The organism is Methanosaeta sp. UBA458, assembly GCF_002496085.1.
Lineage (GTDB): Archaea > Halobacteriota > Methanosarcinia > Methanotrichales > Methanotrichaceae > Methanothrix > Methanothrix soehngenii.
In genome coordinates this window covers 1-19,655 of the sequence record NZ_DAIK01000164.1, presented here as the reverse complement: position 1 = coordinate 19,655, position 19,655 = coordinate 1, and the positions used below count along the sequence as shown (strand labels likewise).

Annotated in this window: 20 protein-coding genes; 12 read left to right on the top strand and 8 right to left on the bottom strand. The window is 51.9% G+C overall.

What is annotated here, in order from left to right; all coding sequences use genetic code 11:
* Window positions 1-293: 293 nt before the first annotated feature.
* Both BP822_RS12075 and BP822_RS12070 read left to right on the top strand, forming a co-directional pair.
* A complete protein-coding gene (locus tag BP822_RS12075) occupies window positions 294-704 on the top strand; it encodes a hypothetical protein (RefSeq protein WP_013720612.1) in 411 nt (136 codons plus the stop codon).
* A 78-nt stretch (window positions 705-782) separates the two neighbouring features.
* Complete coding sequence (locus BP822_RS12070) at window positions 783-935, top strand: hypothetical protein (protein ID WP_013720613.1); 153 nt, start codon at window positions 783-785, stop codon at window positions 933-935.
* A 17-nt stretch (window positions 936-952) separates the two neighbouring features.
* Here the strand turns inward: BP822_RS12070 and BP822_RS12065 are convergent, their stop codons facing one another.
* From BP822_RS12065 to BP822_RS12050, 4 genes are read right to left on the bottom strand one after another with little or no spacing between them, the layout of a single operon-like run.
* A complete protein-coding gene (locus BP822_RS12065; RefSeq protein ID WP_013720614.1) occupies window positions 953-1,369 on the bottom strand; it encodes a Zn-ribbon domain-containing protein in 417 nt (138 codons plus the stop codon).
* Window positions 1,370-1,729 (bottom strand): DUF2073 domain-containing protein, encoded by a 360-nt coding sequence (locus BP822_RS12060; protein ID WP_048133401.1) that lies wholly within the window; start codon window positions 1,727-1,729, stop codon window positions 1,370-1,372. It lies immediately after the preceding gene.
* A 5-nt stretch (window positions 1,730-1,734) separates the two neighbouring features.
* On the bottom strand, window positions 1,735-2,373 hold the full coding sequence (locus tag BP822_RS12055) for an Era-like GTP-binding protein (protein ID WP_013720616.1): 639 nt from the start codon (window positions 2,371-2,373) through the stop codon (window positions 1,735-1,737).
* 52 nt (window positions 2,374-2,425) lie between these two features.
* Window positions 2,426-3,547: a radical SAM/SPASM domain-containing protein gene (locus BP822_RS12050; protein WP_013720617.1), complete on the bottom strand. Its 1,122-nt coding sequence runs from the start codon at window positions 3,545-3,547 to the stop codon at window positions 2,426-2,428.
* A gap of 140 nt (window positions 3,548-3,687) precedes the next feature.
* Between BP822_RS12050 and BP822_RS12045 the strand changes: the two genes are divergently transcribed.
* The 5 genes from BP822_RS12045 (at window position 3,688) to BP822_RS12025 (ending at window position 10,058) form a co-directional block, all read left to right on the top strand.
* Window positions 3,688-4,863 (top strand): argininosuccinate synthase, encoded by a 1,176-nt coding sequence (locus tag BP822_RS12045; RefSeq protein WP_013720618.1) that lies wholly within the window; start codon window positions 3,688-3,690, stop codon window positions 4,861-4,863.
* A 41-nt stretch (window positions 4,864-4,904) separates the two neighbouring features.
* On the top strand, window positions 4,905-5,294 hold the full coding sequence (locus tag BP822_RS12040; protein WP_048132620.1) for a DUF2111 domain-containing protein: 390 nt from the start codon (window positions 4,905-4,907) through the stop codon (window positions 5,292-5,294).
* Complete coding sequence (locus BP822_RS12035; protein ID WP_013720620.1) at window positions 5,291-5,761, top strand: GNAT family N-acetyltransferase; 471 nt, start codon at window positions 5,291-5,293, stop codon at window positions 5,759-5,761. The genes BP822_RS12040 and BP822_RS12035 overlap by 4 nt, the downstream gene beginning before the upstream one ends.
* 419 nt (window positions 5,762-6,180) lie before the next feature.
* Entirely contained in the window at window positions 6,181-8,034 is a 1,854-nt protein-coding gene (locus BP822_RS12030; protein ID WP_157863844.1) for a hypothetical protein, read from the top strand.
* Window positions 8,035-8,450: 416 nt separating this feature from the next.
* On the top strand, window positions 8,451-10,058 hold the full coding sequence (locus tag BP822_RS12025) for a helicase HerA domain-containing protein (protein WP_013720622.1): 1,608 nt from the start codon (window positions 8,451-8,453) through the stop codon (window positions 10,056-10,058).
* 151 nt (window positions 10,059-10,209) lie between these two features.
* On the opposite strand, the gene BP822_RS12020 is transcribed toward BP822_RS12025, so the two are convergent.
* Complete coding sequence (locus BP822_RS12020; protein WP_273278665.1) at window positions 10,210-10,428, bottom strand: dodecin family protein; 219 nt, start codon at window positions 10,426-10,428, stop codon at window positions 10,210-10,212.
* A 134-nt stretch (window positions 10,429-10,562) separates the two neighbouring features.
* Between BP822_RS12020 and BP822_RS12015 the strand changes: the two genes are divergently transcribed.
* On the top strand, window positions 10,563-11,960 hold the full coding sequence (locus tag BP822_RS12015; RefSeq protein WP_286878369.1) for a hydroxymethylglutaryl-CoA synthase family protein: 1,398 nt from the start codon (window positions 10,563-10,565) through the stop codon (window positions 11,958-11,960).
* Between the two features lie 159 nt (window positions 11,961-12,119).
* Window positions 12,120-12,371 (top strand): hypothetical protein, encoded by a 252-nt coding sequence (locus BP822_RS12010; RefSeq protein WP_286878368.1) that lies wholly within the window; start codon window positions 12,120-12,122, stop codon window positions 12,369-12,371.
* Between the two features lie 29 nt (window positions 12,372-12,400).
* Here the strand turns inward: BP822_RS12010 and BP822_RS12005 are convergent, their stop codons facing one another.
* Both BP822_RS12005 and BP822_RS12000 read right to left on the bottom strand, forming a co-directional pair.
* Entirely contained in the window at window positions 12,401-13,288 is an 888-nt protein-coding gene (locus tag BP822_RS12005) for a sulfide/dihydroorotate dehydrogenase-like FAD/NAD-binding protein (protein WP_286878367.1), read from the bottom strand.
* A 300-nt stretch (window positions 13,289-13,588) separates the two neighbouring features.
* Window positions 13,589-15,298 (bottom strand): AMP-binding protein, encoded by a 1,710-nt coding sequence (locus BP822_RS12000; protein ID WP_013720628.1) that lies wholly within the window; start codon window positions 15,296-15,298, stop codon window positions 13,589-13,591.
* 263 nt (window positions 15,299-15,561) lie between these two features.
* Here BP822_RS12000 and BP822_RS11995 point away from each other — a divergent pair, with 263 nt between their 5' ends.
* Together BP822_RS11995 and BP822_RS11990 are read left to right on the top strand one after the other, a co-directional pair.
* On the top strand, window positions 15,562-15,816 hold the full coding sequence (locus BP822_RS11995; protein ID WP_157863845.1) for a hypothetical protein: 255 nt from the start codon (window positions 15,562-15,564) through the stop codon (window positions 15,814-15,816).
* A 72-nt stretch (window positions 15,817-15,888) separates the two neighbouring features.
* Complete coding sequence (locus BP822_RS11990) at window positions 15,889-17,496, top strand: FMN-binding glutamate synthase family protein (protein WP_013720629.1); 1,608 nt, start codon at window positions 15,889-15,891, stop codon at window positions 17,494-17,496.
* A 126-nt stretch (window positions 17,497-17,622) separates the two neighbouring features.
* Here the strand turns inward: BP822_RS11990 and uvrC are convergent, their stop codons facing one another.
* On the bottom strand, window positions 17,623-19,182 hold the full coding sequence (gene uvrC / locus BP822_RS11985) for an excinuclease ABC subunit UvrC (RefSeq protein WP_286878366.1): 1,560 nt from the start codon (window positions 19,180-19,182) through the stop codon (window positions 17,623-17,625).
* Window positions 19,183-19,422: 240 nt separating this feature from the next.
* On the opposite strand from uvrC, the gene BP822_RS11980 reads away from it, so the two are divergent.
* Window positions 19,423-19,578: a hypothetical protein gene (locus BP822_RS11980; protein WP_276836635.1), complete on the top strand. Its 156-nt coding sequence runs from the start codon at window positions 19,423-19,425 to the stop codon at window positions 19,576-19,578.
* Window positions 19,579-19,655 lie beyond the last annotated feature (77 nt).

Here is a 19,655-nt window from a genome sequence, read left to right as displayed (position 1 = left end):
GATAAGATCCAGCAGTCTTTATATTTTTTTTCAGTATCTAGTCATCGGACAGGATTTCATATTTTCTCTTTCCGTCATTTCCCTATAATAGTCTCATTTTCCAATTAGTATCGTCATTCTTAATTTTATATAATTATCATATTATGATTTATATTAGTGTTGTGTAACGGCAGCATACTGATAATGGATTAGAGGAGTGCAGCCTCTTATTGAATAGGCAAAAAGAATAAATGGTAAAAGCCCATGTACGAGAAATCATAGGGTATACACCCTTTCTGAAAGGAGGTTCATAAATGAAGTCAATTCTCACAATCTTCGCTGCCAGCGCTTTCCTATTGGGCATTATGGCCGCTGCCAGCGCTGCGGATGTCATCGAATTGAGTACATTAGGCAAAAAACCCCAGGTAGATGCTATCTCTCTGCCCCAGCTCTCTCCCACCATGCCCACGATTGCGCCTGCTGCTCTGGGAAGCGATATAACAAGCAATGTAATGGATCTCAGCACCCTTGGGAAGAAGGCGGTGTCCACGGTGCCCGCAACTGCCTTAATGGGCGCAACGCCTATCACCATCACGCCCATGTTCGCTGTTAGGAATACCAATACAAGCAATGTAGCAGGAAGCACTGTGTTCACTCTCCCCCAGGCAGTCTCATCCGGTAATTCCGTCTACACCCCTCCAATAGCCATATTCGGTGGAGCCTGAAAGATATAATTCTTATTGATATAATCTAACATCAAATAAAATTCAAAGGCTGAAGAAAGTCTAAGGAATGCGATTGAGATGACTGTAGAGCTGAAGGTGGACGGCAAAGAGATTCCATTGAGCGAGTTCCCTCAAGAGATCATAGGCAATACAGCAGCTGCCATGGCCCAGTCTCTGCGAGGAGTAGATGAGAACTGGAAGGTAATCGAGATCCGTATATCGCAGGATTGACCTGCAAAGATCATCTCTCAATCCTTTTTACTTTTTCTGAATACAGATGTAAGATCGATAAAATAAGTTCCTTCCTTGACTGCCATGATAAGCTCCTCCCTCTCGAATAGGGATGGCAGATTCAACTCATAGGTTCCTGGCGCTGTTATCTTTATGCTCTCTAGCTTTTCACCCTCCAGTTTTTCCCCGTCGCCAAACTCCCTTATCGATGGCTCATCCCTATCTATGGCCAGGGGCTTCTCTCTTTTTTTGGGAGGCATCCTTACCCCCATCGCCCTGGATATTATCCGATCCTGAGAGACGGAAGATATGTCCCCGCCCTGCGGCATCTTGCGCACGAACATGAACTTCTTCCAGCCGCAGGATGGGCAGCCTTTGAGGATATCCTCACCCGATTCGAATACGCTATTGCATCGGGTGCAGATGTGAGGCATTCAATCCCCCACAGAGACCTTTGTTCTGATCTGAAACTCATCCTTCTCAATGGTATGGATCTGATTTGCCGGGCCGATAACTGTCATCCTCCCCTTGAGGCCCTTTCCAAAGATCCGATCTAAAAACGATCCTCCCTTCTTGGATGGGTAGCTCTCTATCTCTATTCCTGAAAACTCATCCACCCTGATCTCAGTCATGGTCATCTCGATGAGTCGCACCTCCTCATCTGGAGTCAGGCCGCTCTCAAGGACCACGATCTTTCCCGTTTTGACCTTGTCCAGGATGAGCCTGATCTTCTCCATAGATGTCATATTCTCCAGTTTCTCCTCGGAGATTAGGTCCATATGCACTTCTCTCATCAAGATCACCCAAAGTGAGTCGCGATTGCCTGATAAAGGTCATCTATATTCGATCCCTCTAAAGCAGAGATTGGGACGATGGAATGCTGGGGAAAGGCAGCGCTGATTCTGGAGGGGGAAGCATTGGGCAGGTCCATCTTATTGGCCACAATAAGAAGAGGCAACTTTCTCGCTTCCATATTGCCTATCACTGTCACATTGACCTGGGTGTAGGGGTCTTCGGTCGAGTCCATAACCAACAATACACCATCCAGGTCGTCTAACCATTTGATGGCCTCTATAACCCCTTCCGTGGCCTCCTTGGCTCTTTTCTTGGATTCAGTCTCTGAGAGCCCAAAGGCCATAAACTCCTTAAAATCGATCTTTGTCGCCATCCCCGGCGTATCAACTATATCCAGCTCGATGCTAGATCCATTGGCATTGATGACAAGCCCTTCTCTCCTCATCGCCCTGCGGGTCTCGTGAGGAATCGGAGAGACCGTTCCAATAGCATCTCCTGTGCTCCAATCCTTTAGTATTCGATTGGCCAGAGTGGTCTTTCCGGCATTAGGCGGGCCATACAATCCGATCCTGGCCCTCTTCTTCTTGAAGATCTTTCTTATCCAGCCTCCAAGGTTCTCCCTGAAGCTGCTCATGAAACCCATATACTACCTCAGATCAGACTAGGACATATCTGTACTAATAATTTTCCATGTCTTATCTATATTTTTTGTCTGATGGAGAGATAGCATGGATGCCCTGGGCCGGACAGCAGGATACAAAGCCATCGAACTGGCCGCTGCTGCGCAACCTCTTCCAGGCGTCCTTAAGCGATACCTCGCGTATATCGTCATAGCTATCCTGCATGTATGGACAGGCCCTGACCCTGCCGTCAACTGCCACATGCATCCATCTCCTTCCCGCCATGCACCCCAGCATCTGGCCTTCGAAATAGGTATTTGCAAAAAGACGGGGACCACCTGGTGTGGAATTGATCTTGCGGTAGATGTTTATGATCTTCTCCCTCTCGATCTGGGTGAGAGCCTGCTCAGGGCTTTTTGGCATGCCCTCCCAAACGGAGAGCTCCTGGACCCCCAGCTCTGTGGCCAGCTCATAAAGCTCCATTATCCTGTCCACCTGGCCGGAGAGAATGTGGCAGGACATGGTTACCAACAGGCCGGTATCAAGAGCAATGCGAATCGCCTCCAGTGCTTTGGCATGAGCGCCTGCAACGCCCCTCACTCGATCGTGCTCCTCAGGATTGATGCTGTAGACCCCGATTATCAGATTATAGAGCCCTGCCTCTCGGAGTTTGACTGCCTTTTCCACTGTCATCTCCAGGCCTGGGGTGAACAGATTAACCACTGCCTTCTCCGGGTCCACATGCCTTATCAACTCAAAGATGTCCTCTCTGAGGAGAGGATCTCCCTCGGTAAAGGTTATGATACATGTTCCCATATCCAGGGCCTGGTCGATGACCCTCTTGATCTCTTCCGAGCTCAGTTCACCCTCGCCCTCTTTTATCAGACAGTGGTCGCATTTGGCGCCGCAGCTCCTGGTGACCTCAATGGAGACGGTCTGGGGTACAGGTCTTCCTATTGCGGTCTTGGCCTCATTTACCAGCAGCCTCTTGAATGGGCCGCTGGGAATGGGTGGAAGCCAGGTGCTGGCAACCAGATCCTTCAGCCTGACCTGGGCAGGCTTCTCCTCTTCTAGCCTCTGGTTTACCATATTCAAAACCGGCTGGATCATTCGCGCCAGGGCGCCCTGGGCTTGCAGGGCCCGAGCGTCCCTATCAAAGTCCACACAAAGAGCGGGCGTCTTGATAAGCTGGGTCATTGGAACCCCTTTTCTCAGTGCAGTTATAGAGTTATCGCCCAGAGGAAGGGCCTGGATGAAGCTATTTAGAGAGCCGGCTGGAATTATAAGAGATAAGATTAAATCGATCCATCCTCCTGTACCAAAATGGTGTTGACAAAGTGTCTGAAGTTGTACTGGCCTATTCCGGTGGCCTGGATACATCGGTTTGCATTCCTCTCCTCCGGGAGCGCTACGGATTTGATAAAATAGTTACCGTTCTGGTGGACGTCGGCCAACCAAGGTCGGATATAGAACGAGGGAACCTGAGGGCAAAGCAGCTGGCAGATGAGCATTATACTATAGATGCCAGGGAGGAGTTCGTGGAGAAATGCCTCTTCCCCCTGATCAAGGCCAACGGCTCATATGAGGGATACGTTCTAGGAACGGCCATTGCTCGTCCCCTCATCGCCAGCAAATCGGCGGAGATTGCTGATAAGCTGGGGATAAAGAACCTGGCCCACGGATGCACCGGCCGCGGCAACGATCAGCTCCGCTTCGAGGCCATATTCAGGGCCACGGATTGTCGGGTGATAGCTCCCATGAGAGAGCTGGACCTGGCTCGCGAGTGGGAGATAGACTATGCGCGCGAGCACGGCATCGATGTGCCTGTGACCAAAGATAAGCCCTGGTCTATCGATGAGAACATCTGGTCTCGGTCGATTGAAGGGGGAAAGCTCGAGGATCCCTACTTCGAGCCGCCGGAGGAGATCTATGGCTGGACGAAGACCCCTAGCTCTGACCGGTCCGCCCAGATAGTTGAGATCGGATTCAAAGAGGGCGTGCCCGTCTCATTGGATGGAAAGCAGATGAACGGCATGGAGCTGATCGAGAAGCTCAATCAGATCGGCGGCGAGCACGGCGTGGGCAGGACGGACATGATCGAGGACCGGGTTATGGGGCTGAAGGCGCGAGAGAATTATGAGCATCCTGCGGCCACCATCCTCCTGACGGCCCATAAGGATCTGGAGCGCCTGGTATTATCTCGCAATGAGCTCCGCTTCAAGGTCATGGTGGACGAATTCTGGTCTGAGCTGGCTTATATGGGCCTGGTGGAGGATCCCCTCTATGCCGACCTGAATGCCTTCGTTGACCAGTCCCAAAAGAGGGTGAACGGCTCGGTAAAGATAAAGCTCTTCTGCGGCAGCGCCATTTCAGTAGGCCGCCAGTCTCCGGATGCCCTTTATTCCCAGGATATGGTCTCCTTCGATTCCCAAACTTTAAGCCAAAAGGATGCAGAGGGCTTTGCCAAGTATCATGGCTTCCAAGCCAGGCTATTGAAGAGGAAGGGAAGGTAAAGGAGAGCATTTATTTGATATCGCCTCCATACAATACCGATATGTCCAAACTGGTGATATCTGAAGAGGCCAGATATGAGGATCTGGCAGATCTCGCAATAGCCCTCAATGAGATCGTTCGGCTTCCTGTAACCATGAGAGGATTGAAATATCCAGGCGTTCGGGTGGAGAACGGCAAGGTCGTGGATGGGAACTATACCGGCCCCATCCTGGAAGAGGTCATAAGAACCGGGAAGGCCATTCGAACCATTCCAAAGAGCGGTGCCTTTAAGGGCGTTCCAGTATCAGTTGCACCCATAGTGGTGGAGGGACGGACTGTTGCCGCCATCGGCATAGTGGATGTGATTGGAACGATCGATATCCCAGAAGTCTTCGGGGCCTATGCTGATGTAGTAGCTCAGGTTAGAGGGAAGGCTCCTGAGAAAAAATGAGGATTCGAAAAGCAGAGCCAAAGGATCTGCCACAGATGGTGCAGATCGAATCGCTCTGCTTTCCGGATGATACAGCCTTTCCGCCGGGGATGTTTGCCTACCTGATCCGTTATGCAGTGGCGATAGTCGCCTGTGAGCCTGAGGATCAGATATTGGGATTCATAATCGGATATAACAGCGGGAATGCAGGAGCGGTCTACACTCTGGATGTCCATACCGGCTACCGAAGGAGGGGAATTGGCAAAGAGCTATTGCTGTCCCTGGAGAAGAGGCTCGCTATGATGGGTGCCAGGGCTATTCGCCTGGAGGCCTCCCTGGAGAAGCCAGAGGCTATCGAGCTCTACCGCAAGGCAGGGTACAGGGAAAGGGAGATTGTCCGGAACTACTACGGCCGGGGATGCCATGCTGTGCGGATGTGGAAGATCCTGCAGCCTTTAAGCTCGCTGCCTGGAATTGATAGTGCATGACTTTTATCTCAAATGCCGCTTATTCTTTCTCTGGTGGGCTTAGCCCTAAATCTGAGACTCTATTAGTTTAATGGTAGTGCTTGCTGGCCTGGATTACCGATAAACTGGGTATCAGGATTCAGATCTGCTATTGAATCGTTTATATAGGTTCTTGAAAAGTATAGACATCGGAGAGAGCGAAAATTAGATATAAATGAGATTGAGAGCAAAAGAAGTTCGGGGTGTGAAGTGTGATAAAAGAATATACTAAAGGCAAGCTTTGCCAATATCTAATAACATTCATTCTCTGTGGGCTGCTGATTCCCAGTAGCGTCTCGGCCCAGTGCGGAGACTGTGACGACAGAAATCCCTGTACCAAGGACTTCTGCAATGGAACGAAATGCGAGCATACTCCTCAGAGCTGCTTTGAGGACTCATTCATGGAATATGATGATTCCGGCGAGACTTTCAATGGCAGCATGGGTAGGAATGCAAGTGGCTACAATGCCACCATGGGAGTGCAGTTCCAGGGGACCGGCGAGGTTCAGACTCCTGCTCCCATAATCTGCGAGGACTACAATCTCTGTACCATCGATTATAGCGGCCCTGCAGGCTGCACACATGATCCTGTGAGCTGCGACGATGGCAATCCCCTAACCACCGATTACTGCACAGCAACAGGTTGCATTAACGATCCAGTAAACTGTGATGATGGCAATCCCTGCACAAGCGATTACTCGAGTCTGGCGGGCTGCATGCACGATCCTGTAAGCTGCGACGACTCCAATCCATGCACTACCGATAGTTGTGGGGCAATGGGCTGCGTTAACGATCCGGTGAACTGTGATGATGCCAGTGAGGATGTTCGCTCATACTGCGGTTGCCCCTCTCAGCCGGACAGGTTTGATGCCGGCTTTCTAACGCCTCAGAATGAAACCCTTTCTGCCATTCAGCCGAATTTGGAGAATTATGCAGATGGCAATGCCACCCAAGAGGAGAATTTCACCCAAGAAGGGAATGAGAGTGGTAGCTTAGAGATGGATGTCAACACCAAGGATGAGGGCAATGAAACCGAGATCATCTCCCTGTCCCCAATATGCGACTGCATCAATGACAGCGCTCAGGAATGCTGCAGTAGTGTTGGCTCAAATGGGAATGAAACCTCTGAGAATTCCAGCGCAGCCGATGGGCATCTGATGGTGGCTTCCAACTACACCCAAGCTTCAGACTGCGATGATGGCGATCCATGCACCGATGACCATTTCGTCAATGGCAAGTGCATGCATTATACGAAGACCTGTAACGACAATATACCCTCAAACTTCGATTATTGCTATCAGGGGGATTGCGTTCATTCTCCGATAAACTGCGATGACGGAGACAAATGCACCATCGATTCCTATAACGGGACGGCATGCGTGCATAGCCCAAGGAACTGCGACGATGGCAATCCCTGCACCGAGGACTCCTGCAATAAGCTCGCAGGATGCCAGAATATGGAGATAAATCATGATAACAACTACTGCACAGTGGAATGCGAAAATGGCAATCCGGTCTTCAAGCCGCTGATATGCGATGATGGCAATCCCTGGACCAAGGACTACTGCGATAAGTCCCGCGGTTGTGTTCATGTGCCGATATGCGGTCCATACCGCCATTACTGCAACCCATATAGCCACCATCTGCCTGCAGACTACCACTATCCCTACCTCGATTTCTATTATCCCGTCAACTACTATCCGTACAGGGTTGCACCTATCGTATCAGCACCAAAAGTTGCTGTACCGAGCGCGGCAATATCAAAAGCCGCGGCAACTAGTGCTGCCACTCCTCAGACAAAATCCTATAACATAAGCGCCGGGACGGTAATTACTCTCCCCTGGAATCATACAGTCACTGCCCTTGATGCACTGCAGGTAGAGAATGGTGTCGCCCTCTCAAGCGGATCGGGCATCCGGTTCTCAAGACAGATGGGCATGAGCAAGGTCTACCAGCTTCCGGACAGCCAGAATATCTTCGATCGGGCGGAGATGGTAGGTCTCTCCTGGCCTGCGAACAGCAGCCCATTCACTTTAACTCTAATTCAGCCCAATGGGACCACTCTATCTGTTCAGGATGGCGACGAGAATGCACTGCATCTCACCGGCTCCAACTACAACTACTACTTCCTGAGAAATCCGGCCGAGGGATACTGGACAGTTGTGGTCACGCCCACTCAAACCGCTCCCAATGGGACAGGATTTTCCCTGATCAGCGGGCTGGTGAAGGGAATAGTCCCTCCAAACAAGTCGTGAATAGCAGGCGAATACTATCGAGCGATGAAATAGAAGCTGGGTCATGATCTGGCCCAGTCGGTCTTTTTTCTCTTCCTTAAGGGGCTCTGCGGGCATCAATTCTCCTCTTGGAATCGCCGTATGCATATAGGCCGGCAAAGAGCAATCTTGGACCGGCGAAGAAGACCGCCGATCAGGCCATCCCTGCAATAAGAATACGCATCCTGTAGCCGATACGACTCTCATGTCGGAAGGAGAGGGATCGGTCCACATCTCCGTTTTATAATTATAGTATGCAAGACATGGGCATCAATGATCCGGACTAATCTTTTTATACTTCCAGATCTCTATTAAATCCTGGTTTATAGCAATGGGGGAAATGGAAAATTTTTGAAGAATGTGTTGCGCATGGAAGCGCACGAACGCGGTGATGGTCTTTGAGGTCGATAGTCAAGGGATCTGTGGGCACAATCGTTGGTGAGACCACACCTACTGCATTTAAGTTTCTCATAAGTAAAGAGGTTGGACGGGGCACATACATAAAAGCCAAAGGAGATGGCAGGGAGTGGATCTTAGCCCAGATTGAGGACATAAAAAGGTCTAACACTGCTTATACCGTAAACCAGCTCAATGATGCAGCCAGGAACTACGACTCCAGAGAGATGATGATCGCTGAGTCGAGGGTGATTGGCGTGGAAAGCAATGGCAAGCTGCGCCTCCCCACCAGCCCAGCCCGCCCTGGAGAGTCGGTATTCTTGGCCGATGAGAAGCTGATCAAGGCAACCCTCGGCCTATCTAAAGGCGACATGTACATAGGCATGCTGAAAGGCTACGATATCCGGGTGGAGATGGATGCCAATACCCTGGTGCAAAAGCACTGTAGCGTTCTGGCAAAGACCGGTTCGGGAAAATCCTATACAGCAGCTGTGATACTTGAAGAGCTCCTGGACAGGAAGGTGGCACTGCTGGTGATCGATCCTCATGGGGAGTACGCCTCCATGAAAGAGCCGAACAACGTGGGCGATTTCAGCAAATATAAGGTCAAGCCCCGGGGATATGATATCACTGTCTATACTCCAGGGGAGATGGCCATGAATCCCAGGGCGGACAGGCCATTTCGCTTCAATTCATTGAACCTCTCGGCAAGAGAGGTGGCGAAGATGATTCCCAATGAGAGCAGCAGCAGCGGCCAGCTGGGACTGCTCTATGAGGCCATCAGCGCCTTGAGAGCGGAGACGGATGCCTACACCCTGGAGGATATCATAGAGCAGGTGGTGAGGAGCAACTCCAAGGTGAAGTGGAATCTGGTGGGCCAGCTGGAGTCTCTCCTGGAGCTGGGGCTCTTCTCCGGTACGGCGACGCCATGCGACGAGTTGCTCAGGCCTGGGAGGGCGGCAGTTATCGATATGACTGGGATCATACCTGAGCTTCAGGCCATGATCGTCGCCCGTCTGCTGACCGATATCTTCGAGGCCCGAAAGCGCAGGCTGATCTCTCCTGGAATGGTGGTGGTGGAAGAGGCGCATAACTATATTCCCGAGCGGGGGACAGGAAATGCGGCATCCACCAATATCGTCCGCACCATTGCCGCTGAAGGGCGCAAGTTCGGCCTGGGACTGATGATCATCAGCCAGAGGCCGGCCAGGGTGGACAAGAACGTCATATCTCAGTGCAACACCCAGATCATTATGAGGGTAACCAATCCCAATGACCTCAAGGCGTTAAGCAAGGGCCTGGAGGGCATGACCACTGACCTGGAGGAAGAGATCAAGAGGTTGCCCGCTGGTGTGGCTATGCTGGTGAGCAATGAGATAGAAAGGCCGATCACTGTCAACATTCGACCGAGAAAATCGAGGCACGGCGGGGTCAGCACCGAGATAGTCTCCAGGGAGAAGGCGAAAGCCTCCTCCGTCCAGCCAGCAAGAGCTCTGGAGAAGCGATCAAGGCCTCAATCCCCGGAAAGCTCTGGGAACGAGAAGCCAGTTCGAAGCAAGAAGAGCCAGAGCAGCGGTGGGCTGCTAAAAAAGGTCTTCGGCAGGGCTTGAGTCAATCGGTCATGTGCTGCAGAGGGGAGGGCCAGAGCCACCCATGAGGGTGAACTCCTACCAGCTTTCCCTATTCTCTCAAGCCATTTTCTTTGCTCTTTCTTGCCCAATTTTTGCCGGATTACAGTTCAATTGATAGACCTGGCCGGATCTAATCGCTCTCTCCCTCATACTTGAACGAGAGGCGGACCTTCGCCCTGTACTCGGCGATCTTCCCATTATCCAGCCTGACATCCAGCTCCTTGACCTCAGCGATGCGAAGGTCTCTGAGGGTCTTGGTTGCCCTGTCGACAACTGTCTTGACGGCATCTTCCCAGCTGGTGGTCGAGGTCCCAACTAGCTCTATTACTTTGTATACATCTCCGGACATATCCTTCACTCCTTAAATTTTAATCAATTATTGGCTCTTTTAGTTGATATATTTTCCTGATATTTCTCGATTAATAGCAGCAAAAGCCTGAAATAATATCCTTCCAACCTCTGGCCAAAAGGAGAGAGGCTATCTTGACCGGCATTTTTGGCAATTCTTCGAGAAGCAATTCAGTTTCAGACCATTCGCCATTCAAGCAGGCGGTGGGAATTGACGACCTGGCCGTCTATATTCCGCAGCTTTACCTTCCTTTAGAGGGGGAGTTCTCCCGCCGGCGAGAGATCGATCCGGGCAAGCTCACCCGAGGAATTGGAATAGAGAGGATGGCCATTCCCGATGCCCATGAGGACGCAGCCACCATGGCCGCCATGTCACTTCTCGAACTGATGCGCCGCTGCGACCTTTTGCCTGAGGATATCGGAAAAATTCATGTTGGCACAGAGTCTGCGGTCGACGAGGCCAAAGCGATTGGAACCTATGTCATCGGCATGCTGGAGAAGGTATATGGCCCTGGCTCATTTCAGCACTGCTCCACGGTGGAGTTCAAATCGGCCTGCATCGGCACCACTCTGGCTCTGGAGAGCATCAGCTACTGGGTAGCTGCCGATGAGGGCGAAAGGGTCGGGGTGGTCATAGCCTCTGATGTGGCCAAATACCCACTGGGCTCCTCTGCAGAATACACTCAGGGGGCAGGAAGCGTCTCATTGCTGGTCAAGAAAAATCCGAGGATTGCCGCTTTAGAGCAGATCTATGGCTGCTTTACTCGGGATGAAAACGACTTCTTCCGCCCGACAGGCTGCACAATGGCCACGGTCAATGGCAAGCATAGCAACCAGTGTTACCTCGATGCCATGCAGGGAGCATTTGCATCATTTGCTACCAAGGCGGCTGGAAAAGGAATAATCAGTCCAAAGAATGGGGAGTGCACCACCGACTCAATCGACCACCTTCTCTTCCATATCCCCTATCCCAGAATGATCGAGTATGCATCTGCCGCCATATTCCGGCAAGACTGGAAGAACAGCAGCCGGTGGAGTGATGTTGAGGCGGAGATCGGACCGGAGCCCGAGGCTGGAAATTATGATGATCTCGAGAGGTATCGGCTCGACCTGGCCCGCTATGCCCGGAGCTTTGCTCGGTCCAGGCAGTTTCTGCAGGCTTATAATGCCAGGGTTATAGATTCGGCAGCTCTCTCTCGTTCCATTGGGAATATCTATACCGGTTCGATCTATCTGGGCCTGGCCAGCCTCCTGGAGTTGCAGAAGCTCCGAGCGCATGAGAGGCTTTGCTTTGGGGCTTACGGAAGCGGATGCTCGGCCCTGGTCTTCTCGGCGCGGGTCAGCTCGGAGTTCTCTTCTGTACCGTCAAGGGGCCTTTTTGGGAGGCTGGAGAAGAGAAGGGAAATATCCCTGGAAGAGTATGAATTGCTGCATGAGGGAGTGAGAAAGGAGAGCCTGATCCGGCCTTCAGGGGAGTTCGCTCTGGCCCAGATCGACCACCAGGGATACCGGCATTATGAGTATGTGACATAATTGCCGCATTCTTTTTTTTATCTGGCATGAGGCCTGATCGGCAGCAATTCCATCATATCATCATTTGTATCTTATTCATACTTTCTATTATGTAAAAATGGTTTATAGATATTGTTTTTTGGCAAAAGTACTTAATCTTATACGTAGTAGTTGTTCTCAATGGAAGCACTGTCATCCATCATGGAAAAGCTGGCCCGCCCCCAGAAATATCCCGTAGGCAGCAATTCCCGCCAGGCAGACCAGGCGGCCATGGAGCTGGAGACGGCAAAGGAGATCCTGGCTGAGGTCTTCAGGATCAGGACGTCGGAGGTGGATGAGATGATTCTGGGCCGTTTAGAAGAGGCTCTAATCATCTCTGATCGCTCGAACGGAGATGGTTTTTGGCCGCGGGAGTTCCGGCTGGATGGCTGAGCGCTCTTTTTGCAGATTTATGTCACTCTTCAGTCCTTTTCCAGCTCCCTCTCCTTTTTCCGGATCACCTCTTCCATCCTGCAGCTGTGCAGCTCAGTCACTCCGTGAGCTTCCAGGGCCTGCACCTCCTCTTCCTGGAAGGACTGCAGCCTTTCCATGAGCAGATCGAAGTTCACTTTGTGGCCGTCGAACTCCGGGCCCTCCACACAGGCCAGCCTCATCTGGCCGTCAACCTCCACCCGGCAGCTGCCGCACATTCCCGTGCCGTCGATCATGATGGGGTTCAGGCTAACTATGGTCTTGATCCCGAGGGGCTTGGTGATCTCGCTAACCCTCTTCATCATGGGCACTGGTCCGATAGCCACCACCACATCCGGAGTCTCCCTATCCAGCACCTCCATCAATAGGTCGGTGACCAGAGCATTACGTTCAATGGTGCCGGTATCTGTGCAGACCAGCAGCTCATCGGAGACTGTTTCCATCTCTCGTCTCAGGATGATCAGCTCCTCATTTCTTGCTCCGATGATGCTAATCACCCTGCTTCCTCTGCTTTTGAGCTTCCTGGCAATAGGATAGAGAACGGCAACGCCCGTGCCCCCGCCAACGCAAATTGCCGTGCCCGCTGCCTCCACCTCAGTAGGCCGGCCCAGGGGTCCAACCACATTCTGATAGGAGTCTCCCACCTGAAGGGTCTTGAAAAGGGCGGTGGACCAGCCTACAACGGAGAATATGATGGTAATGGTCCCAATCTCCGGATTGGCATCCGAGATCGTCATTGGCACCCTCTCCCCTAATTCATTTGCCCTGAGCATCACAAACTGCCCGGGCTGGGCGGTGCGGGCGATCTTTGGCGCCTCGATCTCATTGAGCACCATCCTCCCCCCTGCCATCTCCTCTCGCCGAACTATCCTGTTCATCCTGCCTCCTGGCGATTTGCCAGTCTAATGCCATTCTGTTTTTGCAGATAAATGAAATTGATTCGATTATTGAGAAGTAGTGTATCTCGTTATGAGATATAACAATTGGCTTATCACTCCAGACAGAAGTAAGTAGCGTGAGGATCTTGCAGTGAAATTTGCAGGATATTATTGTTTGCGGGAAATATTTGCGCCCCTAAATCTTCAAAGCCTTGAGCATAAATGATGAAGAGGAAAGAAAGAGAGATGGGCCACCGAGGGCTCAAAAATTGAGGTGCAAAAGAGCGCCCTCCTCCCCGCTCAGGCCGTCTTCATCTCCGCCGCCTCCTCCAGACCCAGCTCCTTGATCGAATCCTCTCTCATCTTGTACTTCTGAATCTTTCCGCTGACCGTCATGGGGAAATCGTCCACGAACTTGATGTACCTGGGAATCTTGAAGTGCGCGATTCTGCCCTTGCAGAAGGCTTTGATCTCCTCCTGGTTGGCAGATGCGCCATTCTTAAGCTTGATCCAGGCCATCAGCTCCTCGCCATACTTCTTGTCCGGAACGCCGATCACCTGCACATCGCTGATGGCGGGGTGAGTATAGAGGAACTCCTCGATCTCTCGGGGATAGATGTTCTCTCCTCCTCGAATCACCATGTCCTTGAGCCTGCCGGTTATCTTGCAGTAATCGTTCTCGTCCAGCGTCCCCAGGTCTCCGGTATGCAGCCAGCCTTCTTCGTCTATGCACTGCTCCGTAGCCACGGGATTGTTATAGTATTCCCTCATGATCATATAGCCTCGGGCACAGATCTCGCCCGTCTCCCCACGGGGAACGATCTTTCCCGTCTTCGGATCCACGATCTTCATCTCTGTATGGGGCATGGGCTTTCCCACAGTCGAGACCCTCAGGTCCAGGGAGTCATCGGTGGATGACATGGTGATCCCTGGGGAGGACTCGGTCTGGCCGTAGGTTATCACCACTTCACGCATGTTCATCAGGGTGCTCACCTTTTTCATGAACTCAATGGGACAGGGCGATCCGGCCATGATTCCCGTGCGCAGGCTGCTAAGATCGAACTTGCTGAAATCGGGGTGCTCAAGCTCAGCCACGAACATGGTGGGAACTCCATGCACCGCGGTACAGCGCTCCTTTTCTACCGCGGAAAGGGTGGATACGGGGTCGAAGTGCTCTGCCGGCAGGACCATGGCGGTCCCGTGAGTCACAGAGGCCATATTGGAGAGAACCATGCCAAAGCAATGATAGAATGGGACCGGTATACATAGCCGGTCTTCTTCCGTGAATTTCATGCACTCTCCGATGAAGTAGCCGTTGTTCAGTATGTTATGGTGGGTCAGGACCACGCCCTTGGGAAATCCTGTCGTGCCCGATGTATACTGAATGTTGATGGGATCGTCGAAGTCAAGGCTCGCCTGCCTCTCCGCCAGAACCTCATCTGGAATCTCCTCTCCCATGCGGAGCACTTCCTCCCAGGTGTACATGCTGGATTGCTTCTCTCCCCTGATCAGGACAGCTGTTCTCAGGAAGGGCAGCTTCTCGGAGTGGATCTCTCCCGGTTTGCTGGTTTGGGCCTCAGGGCATACCTCATAGAACATCTTGACGTAATCCGAGCTCTTGAACCGGTCCATGAGGAGGAGGACCTGAGCCTCGGACTGGCGGAGGGAATACTCCAGCTCATGGGTCCTGTAGGCGGGGTTGATGTTCACCATAATGATTCCCGCTTTGGCAGTGGCATACTGGGTGATGATCCATTCTGCTATGTTCGTCGCCCATATGGCCAGGCGGTCGCCCTTCTTCAGCCCCAGAGCTATGAATCCCTTTGCCGTCCGGTTTAGCTCCTTTTGCAGCTCGCGATAGGTGTATCTCTTTCCCTGGTGAATGGAGACAAGTGCATCATTATCCGGATATTTCTCAGCAATCTCGTCGAACATATCCCCAATGGTCTTTCCAATAAGCGGTTTTTCTGAGCCGCGAAATGCATAGCTGTGGGAGATTTTGCCTGGCATGGAGCTTTTCTCAATCCCTCAGGGAATATAATTGTATCTGCTCTTTTTCGCTTTTTTCATTTATGAGTCCAGTCCGCTAGCATATGCTCATCCCCGCCCTCGTTATCCCCGTGCCTTTGATTTCTCGGGCATCTTACATATACCAATTTTTTATTATGATGTTTTACGAAATATTCATAAGATTTATGATATGAATAATTATGATCAATTCTCAAAAATAACTAAGTAAAGGCCAGAGAGAGATTTGCTCAGGTGAATGGATCATGAGAGCAAGAGGCTGGACCACATGGGCAGGTTATTCGCCAAAAGCAAGCGCAATGATGAATACGAATATTTTCAGGCTGTGCATGAAGCCCTGGGATCTGATTTTGCCGGAAGAGGGAATTGATGAGAGGCTGAGGAGCCCGGAGCCCTTCTGGAGGCTTCATGAGATGCATCTATCTGAGAAAGATGCAGCAAATAACAGCTTGCTGCCAGTGAGATCCAGAATAGAAAGGCCGGATAAAGTGTTTGTTTGAGCGCCAATAAATTTTATTTTTTTTAATGAATAAGCCAAGCAGTCTGCATATTTATAATCAGAGGTATCAAGGATGAATCTAAGAAGACCGAATGCCAATGAAGCAACAGGAACATTCAACCGATCAAGAAATGTGGTGCCGATGTCAGGAATCTGCACCAGATGCATAGATGGCTGCAAAGGTGGCTGCGAGACCTGGCTGGCCTCTTTCAGGGGAAGAGAGGTGCTGTATCCAGGACCATTCGGAGATATGACCGCTGGAGCGGACAAGAACTACCCCCTCGACTATTCCCACCTCAACATCCAGGGTTATGCCGTGGGAGCCTTCGGCCTTCCCGAGGGGGTGGAACCGGGACCGGACACGTCCATCTTTCCCAATGTGGATGTCTCCACCGAATATGGCTGGTCTGACAAGGTTTCGATGAAGCTTCCCATATTCACCGGTGCTCTGGGGTCTACGGATATCGCCCGGAAGAACTGGGAGCACTTCGCCATCGGTGCCGCTATATCCGGCATCACCATCGTCTGCGGGGAGAACGTCTGCGGAGTGGACCCCGAGCTGGTGCTGGATGGTCATGGTCAGGTGCAGAGGTCTCCGGAGATGGACCGGAGGATCGAGACCTACAGGCGCTTCCATGAGGGCTGGGGAGAGATCCTGGTGCAGATGAATGTAGAGGACACCCGCCTGGGGGTGGCAGAGTATGTCTCTTCCCGGCACGGCCTGGAGACAATAGAGCTGAAGTGGGGCCAGGGAGCTAAGTGCATCGGCGGGGAGATCAAGGTGGACCGCCTGGAAAGAGCCCTGGAACTGAAGTCCAGGGGTTATATGGTTCAGCCCGATCCAGGGAACCTGGAGGTGCAGATGGCCTACAAGTCCGGAGCGATAAAGGAGTTCGAGAGGCACTCTCGCCTGGGCTTCGTCTCCAGGGATGGCTTTTTCGATGAGGTTGACAGGCTTCGCGGCCTGGGATTCAAGCGCATCACCCTGAAGACAGGGGCCTACAGCATGGCTGAGCTGGCCATGGCCATCCGTTATGGAGCTGAGGCCAAGATCGACCTTCTCACCATCGATGGTGCCCCTGGAGGTACGGGCATGAGCCCCTGGCCGATGATGAACGAATGGGGCATTCCCACCTTCTACCTGCAGGCGCTGGTCTATGAGTTTGCCACCAAGCTATCCCGTCGGGGGAAGAAGGTGCCAGATATCGCTATGGCCGGCGGCTTTTCCACTGAGGATGGTGTCTTCAAGTCCATTGCCATGGGCGCGCCCTTCGTAAAAGCGATATGCATGGGCCGGGCGCTGATGATTCCGGGAATGGTAGGAAAGAACATCGGCAAATGGCTCGAGAAAGGAGAGCTGCCGGCCAGCGTCTCCAAGTACGGCAGCCGGCCGGAGGAGATATTCGTCTCCTACGAGGATCTTCATGCCAAGTATGGCAATGATATGAAGGATATCCCCTGTGGAGCAGTGGCCCTTTACACCTATTGCCAGAAGTTCAAGACGGGAATGCAGCAGCTTATGGCCGGATCGAGGAACTTCCGTCTCTCTACCGTCTCCCGAAAGGATCTGATGGCGCTCACTGAGGAGGCGGCCCGGGTCTCAGGAATAGATTATGTGATGAATGCCTACCGCGACGAGGCAGAGGCAATCCTCGACGCCTGGATAACGATAAGCGAATGAGGTGGGATTCATGATCTATGCTGTGATTGCAGTTCGATGAAGGAGGTTGCCACGGATGGCTCTCCTTTATCTATCCTCCTTTTCGGACTGCGGGATAGAGGGAACCTGGGGCCGGGCTAACCCTCTTCACTCTGTCAATGCCTTCTTCCTAAGCAATCTGTTATAAGCGATGGCAAACCTGTGGGCTTCATCTCTGATCTCCTGCAGATAGAGCGATGCTTTTTCATTCTTCTTTATATCCAGTGGCCCTTCCAGCCCGGGCACATAGATCTCCTCCTCTCTTTTGGCCAAAGATATGATGGGGACCTTAACCCTCATCTCCCGCAGCTCCTTTAAGGCTGAGCTGAGCTGGCCTGCGCCTCCATCGATGACAATCAGATCCGGAAGCTCCTTGTTCTCCTCCTTCAGCCGGGAGTAGCGCCTGCGCACCACCTCGGCGATGGAGGCGAAGTCGTCTCCACCCTGAACATCCCTGATCTTAAAGCGGCGATAGTTGCTTTTATCCGGCTTGCCGCTCCGGAACTGAACCATCGAGCCCACGGCGAATGAGCCGGCCAGGTGGGAGATATCAAAGCACTCTATGACCTCGGGCTTTTTGGGCAGGTGCAATGCCTCTTGCAGAGCTACTAGCTTTGCCCGATCGCCGAAGACGCTGATCTCCAGGTTCTTTTGGGCGAGCAAGAGAAGCTCCTTTTTCTCCCCCTGCTTGGGGACGGTGACCCGAACCTTCTTACCCTTCAGGTGAGCCAGAAATTCCTCCAGAGAATCATCGAATGGCTCCGGGGCGATCAGCTCCTCTGGAGGCTCGTTTTCCGAGTAGTACTGCACAACGAACTCCTCCAGAAAGTCCTCGCTGGAGGGAAACTGGTATTCCTCTTTTCCCGCCAGTGTGCCCCGATAGACCTTGAAGAGCATGAGATAGACGATTTCTTTATCCATCAAGTAGCTGATGACGTCCTGGTCGTACTTGCGGTTCTGCTCTACCCTCTGCCGCTCCGAAAGCCGCTCAAGGGCATTGATCTCATCCCTCAACTCTATGGCCCGTTCGAAATCCTGCCGATTGGCCCGGCCCGTCATCTCCTCTTTCATAGAGCTGATCAGCTCAGCTGTTCTGCCGCTCAGGGCGGATTTAGCTCTCTGGACCCTTGCCTGGTAGTCCTTCTTCGTAATCTTGCCTATGCAGGGGCCTGAGCAGTGGCCGAGATGATAGCGAAGACACGCCCTCTTGGGTAGGCGCTTGCAGGTGCGCAGGCCGAAGGCTTTGCGAACTATCTGATAGACAAATCCCCTCTCTTTGGCGGATACAAAGGGACCATAAAATGAGCCCGGGCCCTGGGCTTTGCGGGAGATTCTGATCCGGGGGAACTCTTCGTCGGTCAGATGAATTGAGGCATAACGAGAGGAGTCCTTGAGCTTGATATTATAGCGGGGCTGGTGCTTTTTGATGAGGGTGTTCTCCAAGAGAAGCGCCTCGACCTCAGTATTTGTGACTATGAAGTCCACCCCTTTTATGGCTGCCACCAGGGCCGCCGTCCTTGGGCTGTGGTTCTGCTTCTGAAAATAATTGGAGATCCTTTTTTTGAGGTCTCTGGCTTTGCCCACATATATGATATTGCCCCATTCTTCAGGGCTGTCCCGGAAAAGGTAGCATCCGGGGAGATGAGGAAGTGAATCTAAGGATATCATAATTTTGCCGGTTGGATGCAATTGATCTGCCTGGGATTCGGGATGCCTATTGCTTTGCCGCTCTCACTCTGCTATGCTCTTCACTAGCCAATACTCTCAAGCACTTAAGGGCTTTGCCTTTCAGAACTTCGCGCATAGTTGGATCGTGGTCAAATGGACTAATGCTCTAATAATCGATCATGACATTTAAGATTATAAATACCAATATCTATATAAACTAAAAATCCCAATGAGCTATTGATGCCCAAAACCACATTGACGTTATCAGATCCGGTAGCCAGGACTTTAAAGCTTTTCACAGCAAAAACCAAAGGCAATATGCGTGCTCAAAGCCAAGTGGTGGAAGAGGCATTGATTGAGTTTTTCCAGAGGCATGGAATAGAGATTGTGGACTGAAAGCTAAATAGAGAAAAAGGAGTGCAAGAGCCGAATGGGGCGATGGATCGCTTAAAACCTAAACTCCGCCCTTTTTA